Here is an 18,362-nt window from a genome sequence, read left to right on the forward strand (position 1 = left end):
AAATCATCGCAACTAACAAGCAAGCAATAAGACATTCTTCTTCAATCATCTCACTTTCCACGGATATCAATAAATATACAATTATAGTTCCAGTCTTACTGTTGTACCATCTGTTGATCACAGTTTTTTAGATATTGTCAGTTAAAAACATTGGTGCTTGACTATAATTATCTTGCTGTTGTTCTTAAGTGCACACCTAAAATTCAAGATTTATTTTTTCTGTGCAGGATTCAAAGAACAAGATTCGCAGACCTTGGCGTGCTTGACTGTGCAAGTTACACGAAATCTATACGAAAGCACTTGGATGTAATGCTAAATATTTAATGGAAAAAACAATAGCAGTAAAAATAGTTAAATTTAAGATGTGCCTGCGGAAAGTGGGGAGCATAGATCGAAGTAGCTTCATTACCCCACAAGTACTTCGACCATCCCATTCTTAACGTTCCTTTCAAGGAAACGTTCGCACTGCTTCAACCGATCATAACCAAGCATGATGCCGAGCATGAAATCTTCCTCATCGGTGTACTCCGATAGATTATTTTCACCTATGGTTTTTAGGACATTGATACATCTCTCGTCTCCGAAGAATACATTTACTTTTGTATCTGCAGGAGAATAAATAAGATAGGCCACATTGTTCTTTTCGACCATCCTGACCATCTCATCCCGGAAACCACTGGAGGTCGTGTGCAGGATAAGGTCTCTGAGTCCTTTCTGGTACTCATACATATGATGCCGGAATACTTGCATATTCCCATCAAAATGTTTCCTTAATAGTTCTTCGGTTACTGCTTTCAATTGAATTTCACCCTGTTATCGGTTTTATTATATGGGATCGCTTGTGACCTCGATCAACTTGCTGCCTGGACAACATTTTCTGACCACTCTTCTGCCTTGACAAGCTGGGCATCTACATCACCATCGATCTTCACACCCTCGATAATGACCTGTGGACCGCAGTGCTTTAACCACTCTTCGAGCATGTTCACAGCCTCGCAGAACAGTGAGTAATCACTATCCTCGAATCCGAAACAGGCAACTTTCTTTCCGCTGAGGTCGATATCCTTCATACCATCTTTGAAAGAGATGAAGTCATCCTGCAATTCACGTTTTCCCCATGTGGAACATCCCCAAAGTATCAGGTCATAGGCTGTCAGGTCAGATGGTTGCAGGTCTGTTAGTTTCATCAGCTCGAAGTCCCCATTAGATCGTTTCAAGGTATCTTCGATTTCCTCAGCCAGGATCTGGGTGTTCCCTGTAGTACTTCCATACACAATAATGTTTTTCGTCATATTTTGTCCTCGATTTTTTTCGAACAATTTGTTTTTTGGGTAACCCAAAATCGTATTGTCATGCAAACTGCGTATGAATATTATATAAATCTGTTGTAATTGCTAATTCTTTTTGGCATGCAAACAAACGAGTGCTTTTATGTTCAGCAGGTGGTAATAATGTGTGTTGATTCTGCGTGGCTGTCAAAAACGGCGATGTTGAAGTTTTTTGGAGGTGTCCCCCTCCCAATATCCTTTCCTTACGGCTAGATAGTTCACCACCCCTTCTGGTGTTTTAACCCAAGATAGGTTCATATGAACCAATTTAGGGTTTTAAATATTGAGAAATGCTCAAAAAATTAGCCAAAAAATTTGCTTTAAAAAAGACTTCCCGGTATTGTCGGGCATTTGATCAGGAGGTTATGGAATGGTAGTTGGGTTCAGATACGTTCTAAAACAGATCCGTGATGTTGGTGGACATCTAACTTTTAACGAGCTTGCAAAGAAGTTGGATATTAGTAAGAACCAGCTAAATGGTATGATCGATATGATGGAAAAAATGGGATATATTGAAATAACCGACAGCAGATCATGTTCATCGATCTCTGGATCCTGTTCAGGCTGTTGTGGCAGAAGCTGCGGGACTGGTTATTCTAGCGTCCCTCAGATACAACTCGGACCTACAGTTTAACTCGAAAAGGGGAAAAAGTGTGTAACATATCGTGATGATCTGTTCATACTGTTCTTCTTCGTCTTTTTTAATTTTTAGACTTGTCACATTTTGGGATCTTGCCAGTTTCACAGTAAATTTTAAAGTTGCTCAAAAAGTTTGGCATATCATCATTGCGGTGGACGAATTCACTGAATTTCGTGAGTTTTTCAAGTGTCTGGGGTGTAACAGCATGCTCCATCTTGCATGCATCGTCATCAGCGGTGAGCTCATCAACTCCAAGCAGGATCAGGAACTCATGCAGGACACTGTACTTTTCCTTAGTGCTCCTGGCAACTTTCCTTCCTTCCGGAGTGAGGGTAACTCCTCCGTATTTCTCGTAATTGATGTATCCCTCTTTGGTTAGCTTCTTGAACATTCCGGTAACACTGGAAGGGCTGACATTCAGGAACCGCGCAATATCCTTAACCTGCGAGTATCCTTTTTTCTCAATTATGGTGTCAATAGCCTTCAGGTAATCTTCAGTTCTCTCAGTAGTCAAGCATATCCAACCTTTTTCGGTATATCTAATACTATCAGGATACAATTTTGGTTTATATATATTTTATGTAAGAAGGGTGTTCAAGGCTAAATGCCAGATTCGTCATCTCAGTCCACTTTCCGCATAACGATGGAACCGTCCCTCATCTTCACCTTGACATACTGCGCTTTCTCCTCACCGACCTCATATTTGTTGTAAAGCATGGACTCCACGCGTCCTGAGCCGGTGAGTTTTCGTACGGTTGAGCTGTCCTTGCCTCCCATCCTCATTTTCTCAGCAGGGGGTGCAGGCGGTATCTTCTTCCTGGAATAGATGGTGCCACCAAGCATGCCTGCACCGGCATATCCTTTCGCATCATTGAACAGCAGGACGCCGGCTTTCATGTAAGCACCTGCAAATTCACCTACAGTGCCTTCGATCACAACATTGCCGCCGTTCAGGTGTGCACCGGTGTTGAGCCCTGCATCGCCCCTGACCGTGATGGTACCGTTCTCCATAAGGAGTCCGGTGCCGTTGTAAACATGTCCTTCGACAATGATCTCTGCATTGCAGTCACATCTTGAAGCAAGGGTTCCGCGGAGGATGTTGTCTGTCAGTACCAGTTCTTTGTTCCCTGCATCGAAACTGTTCCCAATGGGGACTTCGGAGCTGTTGCCACAGAGTAGCTCTGTGATGGAAATGAACTTCCTGTATCCTTCCTCATCGGAACTGACCTCGATGATGTTTCCCAGTGGCTCCTCAATATCTCCCGTTAAATAAAGTGTACCGGCTGGCATGCCCATCCCTGCTTCCGGTCCTATATCGCCGTCTACAAAAATGCATCCTGCAGGCTCGGTCTTACCAGACCCGCCAAAATGTGCAAGGTTAACCCCTAGGCTATATGCGAACCTTGAACCGACACTTCCCTTTATGTGAACGTCCTCTCCTTTTTTGAGTTCGTCCACAAGTTGCTGGTATGTATATTCACTATTTTTCTGGTGCGGGATAACTGCAGCAGGTTCAAGTTCTTTTTCATGCCAGTAGAAATTGAACGTGTAGTCGCAGAGGTGATTCACCCTTGAGGTGAGTTCAAGCTCTATCAATTTGCTTCACCCATGGATAAGCTGGGGCAGACAGCGTGTACAGACCCAGAGACTCTCCATCTTATGCCTCATAGGCATGAGGTACCTTTCATCTTCCCCGGCACCGCAGCTGAAACACCTGATGGAGACATCTGTGCTCTTTGGCTGCGCTTCTGCTTTTTCAGCATTGAACTCCACGGTCTGTCTCTCTTCGATGGTGATAGCTCCCTCAGGGCAGACCCCTATACAGAATCCCATACCATCACAGAGTTCTTCGGAAACGACCTTTGCCTTGCCGTCAATTATCTGTATGGCTCCTTCGGCACAGGGAGAAACACATTGTCCACAACCTGTACACTTATCTTCATCGATCTTAACTATCATGCGTTTAACCATTGTATCCTCTCCATTCTCAATTATTAGTTATCAGTGATGTGTTCCCTCAACAATTTTGATACCTGCATTTTCGATCGTTCTCTTGATGGTATCGATATGCGGGCACTCCGGGTAGTTCTTCATCTGCATGCATGAGCTTAGGTGTATCACATCCACTCCGTTTTTCCGGAGTGAGCGCACCAACCGGAATACGCGTCTGCCTGAGCAGCCTCCGCATGTGAAAAAAGCAACCATTTGTGTATTATCATCATAGTCGGCGAACTTTACTCTCCGTTCGTTGAAAGCTTTAAAGCATCCTGTTCCCGGGCAGGCCTCGGATACGATATCGCATCTGAGAACAGCTATCTTCAAAGGGTTATCTTCAGTAATGTTCTCACCTCATTTTTCATCTTCAGACGGAACTTCTTCTTTTTTATTTTTAATATGGGCTGCTTCTTCAACGCTTTTCCTGATTATGTATCCGGCTTCATGCAGGATTGTATCTTTCAGTTGCGGGTCCTTGTCCATACTTGCAGTACATGGGTATGCGTGGTGTGCTCCGGATACGGTCTCCTTGTAGGTTTCGATATCCGACCAGCTAAGTTTTTTAGCGACATACCATGTGGATCCGCATGGAGCGTCCCTCAGGACCTTTGCATGTGTGAATATATTCCTCTCTTTGTCGACCTCTATGGCAAGCAGTGGCCTGCCAAATCCCATATCTACAAATTCATCGATCAGTGTCTTTCCTGTCTTTACAAGTGAGCAGAATGGTTTTGGGAACTCACAGTCTATTCCCTCTGCTTCAAGGCTCTCCTTTATTTGCTGGACAAGTCCGGCAGGTGCAAGCTTTGGAACCTCTATGGGTGCGATAACAGCCTTTGCACCTGACATTTCCGCCATCTTCGGTAGGACGGAAAGAATGTCCGGATGAAGGTCCATGGCTATCAGCAGATCACATTTGCCCATATTCTCAGGCAGGTATTCTTCAGGCTCTTCGATGAATTGTGGCAGGTCGGCCGGGAACTCGTATATGTCAACGATCCGGTCAGCATACGATCTCTTCTTCTCCCTGCAGTGGTCACAAAGCTCTCCACAGGACGTGCAGAATGTGCTGGAATTCACCACATTGCCGATAACCTTCCTTCCGAACTCTCCGGTATAATAAAAGCTGATCTGCATGGTCTCCTCTATATTCATCAGGAAAATAAGCAGGATCCTTTGTCCGGATCACCCTGTAGATCGTGTTCGTAAGCGATGCACGGGGATGTCAGGGTTCTTGAAAAGAACCCTGGCGGTCGTAATAATAGTTTGCTCAAAGACCGACTTCTTTCTTGAAGGTGTCAAGTCCGATGTCGTCAATGATCCTTCCAAGCCTGTGTTTCTTTGTGTGGGTCTTGTAGTATGTGATGATCTTGTCAACAAGAGCAAGAACCTCTTCCTCATCGAGCTCCTCTGCAATGACCTCTGCAAGACGTGGTCTGAGTCCGGCACTGCCACCGACCATAACGGTGAATCCTTTAGGTGTGCCCATGATACCGATGTCCTTGATGGCGTTCTCAGCACAGGAGTTCATGCAGCCTGATACACCGATCTTGAGCTTTGATGGCAGCTCCATTCCATGGTATATCTCATCAAGTTTGAGGCCAAGTCCGACAGAGTCCTGCTGTCCACGTTTACAGAATGTGGTTCCCGGACAGATCTTAACGCTCCTGACACAGAGGCCGATCGCAGCGGCTGGCTTCATTCCAAGTTCTTCCCATACGTTGTCAAGGTCTTCTTCTTTGAGACCTACGATGGCCATTCTCTGGGCGGATGTTACCTTAATAGCAGCTGCACCATATTTCTCAGATACATCAGCTATCTTCCTGAGTAGGTCCGGTGATGCTATGCCTCCGGCGATATGTGGTGCGATCGCGAATGTTTCCTTGTCCCTCTGAATAATTGCTCCCTTTTCAGGTATGTCCTTTGTCATTTAGTACTCTCCTCTAAAATTTTGTTGTTTTTCGTTACTAAGTATATTTGGGATACCTCTATATATAATGCCAGTTTCTTTCCTGATACTATGAAAGATTGTACCATCTACAAAACGATCGATATAATTGGCAAAAGATGGACTTTGTGCATATTGCTGGAGCTTTATAAGGGTAACAACGAGGAAAAAAGGTTCAATGAACTTAAGAAGAAGTTACAGACCATTACCCCGAAGACCCTTTCAGTAAGGCTCAAGGAACTGGAGCAGGAAGGTCTTGTGAAGAAGACGCTTGATGATTCAAAGGACCCTGTTATACACACTTATTCTCTGACCAGAAGCGGGGAAGAGTTCATACAGATTATTCAATCCATTAAGAAGTGGGGTCTCGAATGGAAGTTCGAGAATAAGATCTGCGGCCTTTCCAATTGCAAGAACTGCAAATTATAACATTATGTTGCATTGTGGCTTTCTTAAAGGGCTCCGCAGCCGCAACCTCTGCTCAACACAATGTCGATACGTGAGGCTATCTCTTCAAGGTCTTCTTTTGACATATCTTTCTCTGAGAGATGCTTTTCAGTTATGTGATCCATCATCTTTTGTTTCACATCATCAGATTCAGATGCAGCGCCTGTTGCCATGAAGTCACAATTGAATCCAAGGTCCCTGCACTTTATAATTTTCATCTGCTTTCCTCCATCCTTTGAGATGCTATACTAAAATATTATAAAAAGCAGTATAAAAAGCAGAACTCAGAGTCTGCTTATTATATTGAATAGTGGTGCCAGTTGCTTTATGTTTTCTGTGCACAAGGCATCTTTACGGCAGGTCTGCTGAAGGCGGGCACATTTGGTTTTTATCTGCTCTATGTCTGCAGCATCAGAGGCGATTATGTCTTCGGAAAGATCTGTGACCTCGCTGAGTGCGCACTCCTCCTGAGCCAGTTTGTCCATGAATTTTTGAATCTCTTCATCAAGGACCGGTTTGATGGCCTGTTTGAAAAGCAAAGCCTTCATTTCCAGTGAGATCTCCCCGCCTGTAATTCCAACATCTTCACTCTCGATTGTATCTGGTTCGCTTTCTGTGATCTCCATGGTGGAGATCCTTGAGAACAGGTGGGATAGTATTGTCTTCTGGGCTGTCAGGTACTTGACGAATTCGAACTGCATTTTGCAGCTGTTTGGAACTCTTGGTTTGCATTCAAGAGTGACGTAAGGGATAGCGTTCTCATATGCTTGTGTGAATTCCTCGGCTTTTTCAGGATAATACTGCTCTAGCAATTCCAGAACGCAAGCATACCATTTCTGGTATTTGTTCTGGAGCATTTCGTGCATTTCCAGTCCCTCTCCTGAGAGCGGGGTTACACTGTATTTGCCTTCGCTTTCATCTTCGTTCTTTACGAATTCGACATATGGGTACATTTTTGGTGCAAGGTCCTCGATCTCGTTGATGACAAGTCCTGCGACCCTGACTTTGTTGAATGTCTTTTGATCCATGTTACACCGCAGATCTAATTATTAATAGTAGTACGAGGGCAAGGATCAACAACAGGGCTAGCTTCTTCATGACCGGGTATACATATCCGCATGCTGTGAACAGCCCTCTTATTGCTTCCATTTTTTTCCCTCTGTTTTTTAAAACGGAAATGGAGTGTTAGTTCACTCCTCTTCCACTCTTAACTTGTTCATTACATCGTCTTCTTTGATCTTGTTGACCACGTCCATACCCTCGATGACCTTTCCGAAAACAGTGTGTGCTCCGTCAAGGTGGGGCTGTGGGGAATGTGTAATGAAGAACTGGCTTCCTCCGGTATTCTTTCCGGCATGTGCCATGGAAAGTGCGCCCTTTGTATGCTTCTTAGGATTTATCTCGCACTTAATGGTGTATCCGGGTCCACCTGAACCGTTTCCTTTTGGACATCCTCCCTGGATGACAAAGTTTGGTATTACTCTGTGGAAGGTAAGGCCATTGTAAAATCCCTGTTTGATGAGCTTCTCAAAGTTTGCAACTGTCTTGGGTGCATCCTTTTCGAATAGTTCCAGAACGATCTGACCTTTGTTTGTATCAATAATTGCTTTTTTCATTAATGTGTCTCCCATCGGGATTTATGGTGAATCTGGATTTAAGGGTTTCTGTTAGGTAAGAAATCGGAATAGATGGAAATAACGGATTAGGCCACACTTTAAGAGTTTATTTGTGACCTGGTGATCAATTGTTCTGATTCACAATTTTGTCTATGAATTTATATCATCGCCCTCAGGATCTGAGTGCCCGGTTTTTCTGCCCGAAGAGACATTATTTATATGGTATTGTCAGGTGGGCAAATATTCTAAAAAAGTTAAGGCCGATGTCTATTCAAGGGTGTTTTTACCAAAATCATTTTATACATTCAGGGTTTGTTAAAATGGGTGTTACTAAGATGATTAATTCCATTCTTGAAATGATTAAAAATGTGCCTGAGGGGCACGAGCTGTCAGGTTATCTCTATTTGCTTGACGGTGCATCATCATCTATCATATGGTATGATAACATCACGGATTGCCGTGAAGTAGAAGAAGACGAGATCACATGGTTGATCTTCAATTATGAGAACCCTGACTATGGGAAGTCTATTCTCCTTGTTCAGAAAGCCAACGTTTCAAAGATCGACCTGTCATACGTAACTAAGACTCCCTATTGATCTTATTTTTTCTTTGGGGGTAAGTTCTGCTAGCTCGATGTTTAGCACCATTCTGACATGGAATGGTGATTCGCTTATTTTATTTTGATATTTTAATTAAAGTTCTCAAAGCATAGCTATAGCTTTCTGCCTTAACTAAAAAAAGATGTAAAAAAAGTTGTAGTTGTAAAGAAATTATTAAGACCACCATTGGTGGCCTTTTAAAAAGAAGATTAAAGTAATGCCAATGGCATTACTTTGCAAGGTCGAAGCTCTGGTTGACGATCTTCACAGCACAGAAGTCACCGCACATTGTGCATGCATCTTCATCTGCTGAGGCTCTCTCGGTTCTGATCTTTCTTGCGAGTTCCGGGTCGAGTGCAAGATTGAACATCTTTTCCCAGTTAAGGTCTCTGCGTGCCCTGCCCATTGCAAGGTCTTGGTCGCGCTTTCCGAGTTTGACCATGTCACCGACGTGTGCTGCGATCTTTGATGTCTTGACACCCTCAATAACATCCTCGATGTTTGGAAGTGCAAGGTGCTCTGCAGGAGTTACGTAGCAGAGGAAGTCACAGCCGTGTGATGCAGATGTTGCTGCACCGATGGCAGTTACGATGTGATCTCTTCCCGGGGAGATGTCTGTTACAAGTGGACCGAGCATGTAGAATGGCTTGTGTCCGCTCATGGATTTCATAAGTTTAACGTTCATCTCTACTTCATCGAGTGGTACGTGACCCGGACCTTCGACAATGACCTGAAGACCGTACTTGTCATGTGCTTTCTGTGCGCACTCTGAGTTGATGATGAGCTCCTGTATCTGTGCCCTGTCGGTAGCATCGTGGATTGCACCTGCGCGCATTCCGTTACCTGTGGAGAGGACAACTTCGTGTTCCTTGAGGATCTCACAAAGGTAGTCGAAGTCAGAATAAAGTGGGTTTTCCTTCTCGTTGTGGAGCATCCATGTAGTCATGAAAGCACCGCCACGGGAACAGATACCACCATAGCGACCGTGTGCTTTGAGCCTGTCGAGTACGATGTTGTTGATACCTGTGTGGATTGCCATGAAGTTTGTACCAAGCTTTGCCTGTTCTTCAGTTGCGTTCCAGAGGTCATCTTCTGTCATGTGGATGATCGAACCGTCTCTCTTTGCAGCTGTGATAAATGCCTGGTATAAAGGAACTGATCCAACTGAAAGTGATGTCGCATCACAGACAGCTTTCCTGATTCCGAGGAAATCTCCACCGGTTCCAAGCTCCATAAGTGTGTCTGCACCAGCAGCTTCTGCAGCCTTTGCTTTTTTGATCTCCATGTCGATGTCGACAATATCTGAGGAAGCACCAATGGATGCATTGACCTTTGTGGTCAATCCTTCACCAATACCACAGTACTTAACATCCCTGTATGGGGAGGTTGGGATTACGATCCTTCCTGCAGCGATTCCACGTCTGATGAATTCCGGCTCAAGACCTTCGACCTCTGCGACAACTTTCATTGGTTCTGTAATTTGACCAGCTTTGGCATCTTCTACTATTGTCATTATTATAACCTCGTTATTAGTTGACTAAAAAAAGGAGGTATTTTATATAAGCATTGTCAAAAAATCAACTTTAGTTTATGTAAAGTAAAATTGAAGCATTTCCTTGCAAACAACACATATTATAGCCATCCACCAATCGGGCGGAATAGTAGCTCATAATCGCTATCTATTAGCCATTACTTTTTTGATTTGGGACTCTTGCATGCCGGGTGTATTTTGGCAATCTCAAAGTATTAAGATTTGCTTGCAATTAAAACAAATACAGTTTACTTGAGTGCAGCTCTTCAAAAGTTGCTCTCAGCAAAAGAACATTGGTATGCTATCAAAAAATAACTATAAAAAGTTAGTCTGGTAAAAGGGTTAACGCTCGTTGTTCTTGCGCAACATTCGCATAGTTTCCCTGTGGAGTGAGACTATAAGATCACTCAACATCCCGAAAATGAACATCTGTATGCCTGTAAGTATTAATAAGGCGGTCAGTATTGTCATTGGTATGCGGGTAACTCCGCTTAACCACTCATTTACCACATAAAGTCCCACGACGATACCTGATAGCGTCAGTATCGTGCCGAATATCCCAAAATAGAACATCGGGTTGTGCAATTTTGCCATCCTGAATATCGTTTTTCCGATCTTGATCCCATCTCTGAATGGGTTGAGCTTGGTGGCTGCTGCTGAATGCCTCGAGACGTATGTGATAGGTACGACCTCGATCTTCATCTCATTCTTTACACTCTCAACAGTAATTTCTGTCTCGATCTCGAATCCCATCTCGTTGAGGCTAAGACCCTTGATCACTTTACGTGTGAAACCGCGGTATCCTGTAAGGATATCTTCCAGCCAGATGCCATATGCCAGACCAAAAAGCTTGTTAAGCACTTTGTTTCCTGTCAGGTTCAATTTTGTAAATGCTTCCGGCTCATAGTTTGCAAATCTGTTACCGATCGTCTGGTCAGCACGTCCTTCAAGAAGCGGTCCCAGTACAGTATAAATATCGCTTGCAAGGTAGGTTCCATCACCGTCGATCATGACGGTGTAGGGGTCCTCGATAAGCTGGAAAGCTTCCTGAACTGCCTGGCCCTTGCCTTTTCCTTCCTGGACTACGACCCTTGCACCGCTCTCTTCAGCAAGTTCGCGGGTGCGATCATGGCTGTGTCCATCGATGACAAGGATATTCTCAAATCCTTCTGCCTGGAAATCCTCGATGAGCTGCTTTATTGTTGCTTCCTCATTCAGTGCGGGAATGAGGATGCAAACATCGTTCTTGTCCAGGGGGATCTGAATATCCATTTACAAAAGTCCCATATTGTCAAGCTGCTGCCTTACGACCTCAACTCCTTCCTCGCAGTTCTCAGGTGACTTTCCACCTGTGACCACAAGTTTTCCGGAACTGAAGATAAGTACGACAACCTTTGGCACATCGATCCTGTAAACAAGTCCGGGGAATTGTTCTGGCTCGTATTCGATGTTCTCAAGACCGAGTCCGATAGCAATCGCATTAAGGTTGAGCACTGCTTTAAGGTCAGCTGAAGCAACAATGTTCTGTACAGTTATCTCCGGGTCAGCAATGGTCTCGATCCCGATGCCATTGAGCTTCTTTGCCATGTTTCCAATGACAGTGTGTACATCCGCGACGTTCTTTGCACCGGTACATACTACTTTTCCGGATGTGAATACAAGGAATGCGGCTTTTGGATCGGTAACGCGATACACAAGTCCCGGGAACTTCTGTTTGTTGTATTCTGCGCCTTCGAATTCCGCTTCTATCTTTACAAGGTCGAATTCTTCAGCAAGTTTGGTTGACGCAACCACGTTCTCTATCTTGATATTATATTCCGTCATATTCTTTGATCCTCAGTATTTAAGGATGGGTATATTTGCCAATACTGTATATATACTTATACCCTTCTCTTTATATATCTATTTAAATGCCATTTAAAAAGTGTTATTTTTCAAGATTTTTCAGGCCATCTATGATAGCATCATATTTCCTGCAGACCCTGTCCACAATGTCCCCGTCCACCTTTGAGTGTGTCGGAACAAGGATATCGGCTCCCTCTGAGATGTTCATTCCCTCACTGGATGTGCCATAATCGGGAGCTATGACACAACCTTCAGCAGAAACCCCAAGCCTCAGGTCGCTGACGATACGTGCGATCATATCTGTTGCAGGTTTCACCTTCTTGCTGATGACCAGCGCCTTTGACACATACCTGTCCCGCAGATCCGTTATCAGCTCGATGTTCTCCTTTGATTTTTCAGGATCCGCAACGCTCTCAAGTGCATTTATGGCATCTATTATGTCACCAAAGGTGGTGGACCTGACCTCGATGATCTCGCCATCGTAAAATTTGCTGACCTTTTCCTCATAGCCTCTGGAGACTACCAGCTTAAATACGTCAGCAAGGCTCTCAAGTTCTTCCTCTGTGGGATTGTAGGCATTAATGACCCTGTAATCCTTGATCCCGCAAAGATCAGCAAGTGACCGGTACATGGGTGTGATGCCCACGAACTTCCTTCCAAGCCATCTGTCAAGTCCTTCATTTCCACTCTGCTGGCGGGAAAGTTCAACTATCCTTTTCTTTATGGATTCCGGATCGTTGGAGCTAAGTCCGAAGTAATCTGCGAAAAGTGGCGTTGTCTGGAGCAATTTTGTTCTTCCGTGAGGCACTGCTTCGATAAATCCCCTTTCTTTAAGCTCACGTATGTGGTCGTATGTTGAATTGCCTCTCATGTCCACAAGTTCTGATTGGACCACAGGCTGATGGTAAGCTATCATGGAAAGCGTACGAAGGATCGGGGCTCTCAATTCTTTTGGAGCTACCGGGCTTACAAGGTCAGTATATTTTGGTTTGACCTGCATCACATAGCGTCCGCCAAGGTCAACGATCTCCATCCCGGAATCCCTTGTTGAATACTCTTCCATAAGGGTCTGGATAACGGGTGTGATGGTCTTTGCTGATCTGTTAACGACCTTTGCGAGCGTCTGGGTGTCAACAGCTCCCCCTGCCGCAAAAAGTACGGCTTCTATGATCTCCTTGTCGTTCATATCTTTCCTCTTCAAAATGTCATTCGATCTCGCAACCCTGGTGGACATATAGCTCACCAAAAAGCTCTTCCTGTGATAGCCATACTCTCTTTTCAGATGCAAGGAACAGCAATGAAATGTATGTCATCATCTTTTCAGAGCGGCTGTTGGAGTTCTCTATCAGGTCCGAGAACATAACTTCTTCGCGATCCCTGAACAGCTCTTCAAGGTACTCATAAAGGGTATCTACCCTGCCCCGGATATCTTCCTCATGCGCGATACCAAGTACATCTTCGGTGGTCGCCCTGTCCATTACCTCGATACGATGGCGTATTCTTCTGTCCTTTCTTCTGGTCTCGACCTTTTCTGCCTTTTTAAGTTCTGTAATAAGCTCCTGGAGAGTTACGGGTCGGGTCGCAGTACGGCGAATGGGCAGTTTTGGGACCGGGTATTCTTCAATTTCATAGAAATCCATCTCATCGTCCAGGAAATCCTCATCTTCTTCCTCTTCTTCCTGAACGATACCGGTTGATTTCATCCTGAGGAGTATGGCTGCATACAAAAGCGTCCTGCCTGATATTCTCAGGTCCATCAGCTTCATATCTTCAATATATGCAAGGAACTTGTCTGTAGCCTGCACGATATCTATATCCCATGGGTTGATGTCCCCGTCCTTGGCAAGCTTGACGAAGATCTCCACAGGTTCGCAGAGCACATCATCTGAGAACTCTATCAGCGACTCATCAACACCGAGAGTGCGTAGTGTTTCCAGGAATTCCGGGTCAACAGAGCTGCCTGAGATGTTAGTGATTTCCTGGGTGTTGCTCTCGCTTTCCTCCATACCTTCAGAAAGTTCGTTCAACGTAATTTCACACCCGTAATGCTCGTGATATTGTTCTCCTGCATGGTGACGCCAATGGTACGTTCAGCCGCTTCGATCATCGGTTTACGCAGGGATACTACAATGAACTGTGCTTTTGTTCCGGCCTTCTTCACACGCTGGGCGACCCTGTCCGCATTTGCACCGTCAAGGAACATATCGATCTCGTCAAATGCATAGAAAGGAGCCGGGCGGTATTGCTGGATGGCGAACACGAAAGCCAGGGCGGTAAGACTTTTCTCTCCACCGGACATCGCTTCCAGACGCTGGAGCGTTTTCTCTTTTGGCTGTGCCCGAAGCGTCAATCCTCCATTGAAAGGATCTTCATGATCATCAAGTACAAGTTCTCCGCTACCATCGGAAAGCTCGTTGAATATCTCTTTGAAAGGCTCATTGATGCCGTTGAATGTTTCCATGAAAGCATCTTTCTTCAGGGTCTCATACTGGTCGATACGGTCGAGGATCTGCTCCCTTTCATTGAAGAGAATGGCTCTTCTGGTCTTAAGGTCTACAACCCTTGCGTCCACCTCGTCGTACTCATCAATGGCCCTCATGTTCACAGGTTCCAGGCGTTCCATGGCTTTTTCTATGGATGCTATCCTTGTGCTGACGGTTTCGTAGTTTGGTACGTCTTCGACCTCTTCGATACCGCGCCTTTCCAGTTCTTCCTTCAGGTCCTTTGTCTGGTCAACAAGGGCGCTCAGTGTGGCTTCCAGTGCCATCATAGCCTTGTCAGCATCGGCCAGTCTTGATCTGGTGGCCAAATGATCCTTTTCCGCAGCGTTATACTCGGTCTGCTTAATGGCACGCTTTTGCTGCATCTCCTTAAGTTCGTCCGTAAGTTCCTGTTCACGCTGCTGCTTGTTCTTAAGAGTGGCTTCCAGCTCGGTTATCTTCGCTTTAAAGCCGTCCACACGTTCACGGTGGCTCGATCTCTTTTCATCCATCTCCTTGACAAGCTGGCGACTGTCTTCGATCCTGGATGAAGCATACTCGCGGTCAAGGTTCAGGGCATTGATATCAGCTTCAATGTCACGGATACGTCCGTCCAGCCTTCGCATCTCTTCATCGATGCGTTCAGCCTGTTTGTTAAGTTCAGGTATCTCTGATTCGGAAAGTTTCTCTTCAATAACAGCGATCTTCTCTTCCAGTTCCCCGGACTTCTCGTCCTTCTCATTCTTTTGGGCAACGACAAGTTCCATTTCTTCGCGGAGCTTCAGACGCTGTTCTTCTATCTGTGTCAGCTCGACGTTCTTTGCCTCAATAAGCTGGCTGAGGCGCTCTGCCCTGCTGCCTATTTCCTCAAAGATCATCTCTTTCTTTGAGATCTCCTTCTCCAGCTCATGGATCTCACGGTTTATATCCGCAATATGTCCCTCTACGCTGTCCAGTTTCTTGATGGCAGTATTGCGCCTTGACTCAAATTCGGTAAGCTTCTCAGCGATCTTAATGAGCTTGTCCTTTTCAGAGGCTGCAAATGAGAGTCCTGACTTCCTTTGCATCGATCCGCCGGTCATAGCACCGCTCTTTTCAATGACCTCTCCTTCAAGTGTGACCATGCGAAGGCCGCCGATGAGCCGGCGTGCATTTTCAAGCGTATCAACAATAAGTGTGTCCCGGAAGACGTACCAGTATGCAGCCTCGAACCTTGGATCAAAGTCTATCAGGTCAATGGCATAGCCGATGACACCCTTGCGGTCAGAAAGGTCCTTGTAAGGCCGCCTTGCTTCCATCTTGTTAAGTGGCAGGAAGGTTGCACGTCCTCCTCGTTGCTGTTTCAGGAACTGTATCCCGCGCGATGCGTCCTGGTCAGTTTCGACCACGATCGCCTGCATACGTCCGCCGGCTGCAACGCCAAGGGCCGTGGAATATTTCTGGTCCACGCTTCCAAGTTCGGCTATGGTGCCGTAGATGCCGGGAAGTCCATGGTGTTTCTTCTCGGCAATTATCATGTCCACAGCTTTGGAATAATTACTGGTATCCTCTGCCGCACGGACACGTGCTTCCAGCATCGCGTAATCCTGCTGTTGTTTTCGGAGTGTGGCTTCAAGGTCTGTTACCACGGTCTTGATCTGGAAACGATTGCTTTCAAGGTCATCAAGGTCCTTTGTCAGGGAATTTATCTGCTCGGTATTTTTCTCTATCTCATATTGCGCAGACTTTGTATCGCTGTCTGATGATTCTGCTTTTACCTTTGCATCCTCGATCTCGTTCTCGATATCCCTGACCTCTGCTGACCTTCTTCTCAGGGAGTCAAGCAGGCGATCTTCCTGTCGCATCAGCTCGCTCTTGTCGTTCCTGAAATTTTCCAGCTCATTCTTGAACGATGTAAGTTCATCCCTGGTCTGGGCAAACTTCTCATCCACGTCCGCTATCCTGCTTTGCAGGATCATCCTCTCGGTCTTTCTTTCGGATATCTCTGAAAAGATACTGTCCTTGCGGAGTGTTTCCTCAGACAGCTTTGAATCGATCTCATTGACCCTGTTCTTCGTTTGCTCGATATCAAGGAATGCCTTCTTACGTCTGGAATCAATGTCTTCGATCTCATTATCTGCAAGTTCTATGCTGTTGACACATCTTGAGACATCTCCCTTTATCTCCTCGATGTCCTTCTTGACCTGGATCTGCTCGTCCTCTCCCATCCTCTGGATCTCGGATGTGAGCTCCTTAAGCTCATTCTCAAGTTCTTCCAGCTTTTCCTGCTTCTGCTTAAGGGCCTGCTGTAATTTCTCCCGGACTTCCTTTTTTGCACCGATGTCCCCGCTGATATTCTCAAGCTCCACTTTTGCATCCTTGAGCTTTGCAAGCAGTACGAAGCCTTCGAACTTCATTTTCTCCTGTTTGAGGCCTTGGTATTTCACAGCCTGGTCGCGCTCGACCTTGAGCTTCTCCAGCTGCTTCTCAACTTCTTCTATTAATATGTCAGCCCTTTCGACACGCTCCCTGACGATCTCCAGCTCGTTCATAGCTCGATCTCTCTTGTTGTCGAATTCAGCAACACCGGCGATCTCATCGATGATCTTGCGGCGCTCGCCTGCTGTCATAGTGATGATACGGGTGACATCACCCTGCATGACCACATTATACCCTTCAGGGGTCACACGTGCTTTTGCAAGATGGGTATGGATGTCTGTAAGGCTGACCGCCTTGCCGTTGAAATAGAAATAACTATAATATCCGTTCTCGGTTTCCCTGATCTTCCTGCTGATAGTGATCTCTTCCTCGTCCACAGGCATCTCACGGTCAGCATTATCGAACTTTATTGTGACCTGTGCAAAATCAGGTTTTTTTGCCTTATCTCCATTGTAAATAAGGTCTGTCAGCTTTTCAGCCCTCAGGGTACGTGAGCTGGAAAGTCCGAGCACAAAAAGTATCCCGTCGATGATATTGGATTTTCCGGTTCCATTAGGTCCCGATATGGTGGTAAAATCATCAAAGAATGGTATTTTAACTTTTTTCCCAAAAGACTTGAAGTTTGTAAATTCAATTTCCTTGATGTACACGTGATTCCTCTGTCATCGAGTTAAAAAGGTTTCTTGCGGGTCGTTGTGACCACAGTATCTTCATCATTACGGTCTTCTACGGTCTCATACTCTGTTTCTGAGCGAGTACGTGAAGGTTTGCCTTCCTCCGCAACGATATATTCACATTCATTTTCCGGAGGCCTTGAATAATTACTGTTCCGAGGGGCATCGATCCCATCTGCTACAATGTATTCGGATGGTATGTCCCTTGTTTTCTCCTGTGCAGGTTCTTCGGTCCTTATCTCCCTGATCTCCATATTGACCTCGTTCGGGTTTACCAGTTTGCTCCACTGTGATCCTGAAGATGGTTTTGACCCAGGGGGTGTCATCTTTGGTACTGGTGGCTCAGGTATGGTCCTTTCCGGAATTGTGGTTGGTGCAGCTTTTTTCTGACCGAACAGGGAATCTGCAAGCTGACCTTTATTCCCGGAAACCCCTGCCGGCTTTGGTGAAGGCGAGTTGAAAGGATCTTGCGTTGCCGTTACTTTAAATTGTTCCGGCTCTGATTTCCGGGTTGCAGGGTTCATGGACCTGAGCTGTGATTTCTGGTCAAGTAACTCGTCCATAATGCCACTTAAGTTGCTTGAAAGCTCCTGGACCTTCTGCTCTATCTTGATAAGACGGTTGTTGATGTCAAGGTCATTCTTCAGGTTCTCGCGAAGTTCCCGCATGATCGAATCACGAAGTTTGGTGCTGATCGTCTCTATCTCTTCTTCCTTTTCAGTCAGCTTTCGTTCAAGCCTTTCTATGACAAAGTCCCTGTTCTCGGAGCTCATTCAATACCTCACAAACCTTTCGATCCCTCTTAATATCAAACCCTTATCCTGTCCAGTAATAATGATAA

21 protein-coding genes are annotated in these 18,362 nt (G+C 45.4%); 3 read left to right on the forward strand and 18 right to left on the reverse strand.

Annotated features, from left to right (window positions below):
• Positions 1 to 405: 405 nt before the first annotated feature.
• The gene (locus tag BMX02_RS00165) at positions 406 to 798 is read right to left on the reverse strand and encodes a DUF2023 family protein (protein WP_210409171.1); all 393 of its coding nucleotides are present in this window, start codon (positions 796 to 798) and stop codon (positions 406 to 408) included.
• Positions 799 to 851: 53 nt separating this feature from the next.
• On the reverse strand, positions 852 to 1,292 hold the full coding sequence (locus BMX02_RS00170; protein WP_091687981.1) for a flavodoxin: 441 nt from the start codon (positions 1,290 to 1,292) through the stop codon (positions 852 to 854).
• A 406-nt stretch (positions 1,293 to 1,698) separates the two neighbouring features.
• On the opposite strand from BMX02_RS00170, the gene BMX02_RS00175 reads away from it, so the two are divergent.
• Positions 1,699 to 1,962, forward strand: coding sequence for a helix-turn-helix transcriptional regulator (locus BMX02_RS00175; RefSeq protein WP_091687983.1), 264 nt, complete (start codon positions 1,699 to 1,701; stop codon positions 1,960 to 1,962).
• A gap of 67 nt (positions 1,963 to 2,029) precedes the next feature.
• Here BMX02_RS00175 and BMX02_RS00180 read toward each other — a convergent pair whose 3' ends face one another.
• The 6 genes from BMX02_RS00180 to BMX02_RS00205 all read right to left on the reverse strand — a co-directional run bounded on the left by BMX02_RS00180 (position 2,030) and on the right by BMX02_RS00205 (position 5,893).
• On the reverse strand, positions 2,030 to 2,482 hold the full coding sequence (locus BMX02_RS00180; protein ID WP_091687985.1) for a metal-dependent transcriptional regulator: 453 nt from the start codon (positions 2,480 to 2,482) through the stop codon (positions 2,030 to 2,032).
• Between the two features lie 107 nt (positions 2,483 to 2,589).
• A complete protein-coding gene (locus BMX02_RS00185; protein ID WP_244625077.1) occupies positions 2,590 to 3,564 on the reverse strand; it encodes a formylmethanofuran dehydrogenase in 975 nt (324 codons plus the stop codon).
• A 6-nt stretch (positions 3,565 to 3,570) separates the two neighbouring features.
• A complete protein-coding gene (locus tag BMX02_RS00190; RefSeq protein WP_091687987.1) occupies positions 3,571 to 3,939 on the reverse strand; it encodes an ATP-binding protein in 369 nt (122 codons plus the stop codon).
• Positions 3,940 to 3,969: 30 nt separating this feature from the next.
• A complete protein-coding gene (locus BMX02_RS00195) occupies positions 3,970 to 4,290 on the reverse strand; it encodes a CGGC domain-containing protein (RefSeq protein ID WP_394328869.1) in 321 nt (106 codons plus the stop codon).
• A gap of 27 nt (positions 4,291 to 4,317) precedes the next feature.
• Entirely contained in the window at positions 4,318 to 5,100 is a 783-nt protein-coding gene (locus BMX02_RS00200) for a DUF166 domain-containing protein (RefSeq protein ID WP_091687991.1), read from the reverse strand.
• A gap of 133 nt (positions 5,101 to 5,233) precedes the next feature.
• Positions 5,234 to 5,893, reverse strand: coding sequence for a nitrite/sulfite reductase domain-containing protein (locus tag BMX02_RS00205; RefSeq protein WP_091687993.1), 660 nt, complete (start codon positions 5,891 to 5,893; stop codon positions 5,234 to 5,236).
• Between the two features lie 90 nt (positions 5,894 to 5,983).
• Here BMX02_RS00205 and BMX02_RS00210 point away from each other — a divergent pair, with 90 nt between their 5' ends.
• Positions 5,984 to 6,340: a winged helix-turn-helix transcriptional regulator gene (locus BMX02_RS00210; protein WP_091687995.1), complete on the forward strand. Its 357-nt coding sequence runs from the start codon at positions 5,984 to 5,986 to the stop codon at positions 6,338 to 6,340.
• Positions 6,341 to 6,363: 23 nt separating this feature from the next.
• Here the strand turns inward: BMX02_RS00210 and BMX02_RS00215 are convergent, their stop codons facing one another.
• From BMX02_RS00215 to BMX02_RS00225, 3 genes are all read right to left on the reverse strand, one after another.
• Positions 6,364 to 6,576 carry a DUF1059 domain-containing protein gene (locus BMX02_RS00215; RefSeq protein WP_091687997.1) on the reverse strand — a complete coding sequence of 71 codons (213 nt, stop codon included), beginning with the start codon at positions 6,574 to 6,576 and terminating at the stop codon, positions 6,364 to 6,366.
• Between the two features lie 66 nt (positions 6,577 to 6,642).
• Complete coding sequence (locus tag BMX02_RS00220) at positions 6,643 to 7,386, reverse strand: hypothetical protein (RefSeq protein ID WP_091687999.1); 744 nt, start codon at positions 7,384 to 7,386, stop codon at positions 6,643 to 6,645.
• 162 nt (positions 7,387 to 7,548) lie between these two features.
• Positions 7,549 to 7,974, reverse strand: a complete 426-nt coding sequence (locus BMX02_RS00225) for a peptidylprolyl isomerase (RefSeq protein ID WP_091688001.1) — start codon at positions 7,972 to 7,974, stop codon at positions 7,549 to 7,551.
• A 335-nt stretch (positions 7,975 to 8,309) separates the two neighbouring features.
• Between BMX02_RS00225 and BMX02_RS00230 the strand changes: the two genes are divergently transcribed.
• Positions 8,310 to 8,570: a hypothetical protein gene (locus BMX02_RS00230; protein WP_135606474.1), complete on the forward strand. Its 261-nt coding sequence runs from the start codon at positions 8,310 to 8,312 to the stop codon at positions 8,568 to 8,570.
• Positions 8,571 to 8,802: 232 nt separating this feature from the next.
• Here BMX02_RS00230 and thiC read toward each other — a convergent pair whose 3' ends face one another.
• From thiC to BMX02_RS00265, 7 genes are all read right to left on the reverse strand, one after another.
• The gene (thiC, locus tag BMX02_RS00235; protein WP_091688005.1) at positions 8,803 to 10,086 is read right to left on the reverse strand and encodes a phosphomethylpyrimidine synthase ThiC; all 1,284 of its coding nucleotides are present in this window, start codon (positions 10,084 to 10,086) and stop codon (positions 8,803 to 8,805) included.
• Between the two features lie 360 nt (positions 10,087 to 10,446).
• Positions 10,447 to 11,376: an S-layer glycoprotein N-glycosyltransferase AglJ gene (aglJ, locus tag BMX02_RS00240; RefSeq protein WP_091688007.1), complete on the reverse strand. Its 930-nt coding sequence runs from the start codon at positions 11,374 to 11,376 to the stop codon at positions 10,447 to 10,449.
• Positions 11,377 to 11,928: a TATA-box-binding protein gene (locus tag BMX02_RS00245; RefSeq protein WP_091688008.1), complete on the reverse strand. Its 552-nt coding sequence runs from the start codon at positions 11,926 to 11,928 to the stop codon at positions 11,377 to 11,379. It lies immediately after the preceding gene.
• A 103-nt stretch (positions 11,929 to 12,031) separates the two neighbouring features.
• The gene (gene scpB / locus BMX02_RS00250; RefSeq protein ID WP_091688010.1) at positions 12,032 to 13,135 is read right to left on the reverse strand and encodes an SMC-Scp complex subunit ScpB; all 1,104 of its coding nucleotides are present in this window, start codon (positions 13,133 to 13,135) and stop codon (positions 12,032 to 12,034) included.
• A 19-nt stretch (positions 13,136 to 13,154) separates the two neighbouring features.
• A complete protein-coding gene (locus BMX02_RS00255; RefSeq protein ID WP_342210522.1) occupies positions 13,155 to 13,976 on the reverse strand; it encodes a segregation and condensation protein A in 822 nt (273 codons plus the stop codon).
• On the reverse strand, positions 13,973 to 17,497 hold the full coding sequence (smc, locus tag BMX02_RS00260) for a chromosome segregation protein SMC (RefSeq protein WP_091688012.1): 3,525 nt from the start codon (positions 17,495 to 17,497) through the stop codon (positions 13,973 to 13,975). Before smc ends, BMX02_RS00255 begins: the two co-directional genes overlap by 4 nt.
• 20 nt (positions 17,498 to 17,517) lie before the next feature.
• Positions 17,518 to 18,294, reverse strand: coding sequence for a magnesium transporter CorA family protein (locus tag BMX02_RS00265; protein ID WP_091688014.1), 777 nt, complete (start codon positions 18,292 to 18,294; stop codon positions 17,518 to 17,520).
• Between the last annotated feature and the right edge of the window lie 68 nt (positions 18,295 to 18,362).

Origin of the sequence: Methanococcoides vulcani (assembly GCF_900111645.1) — an archaeon.
GTDB lineage: Archaea > Halobacteriota > Methanosarcinia > Methanosarcinales > Methanosarcinaceae > Methanococcoides > Methanococcoides vulcani.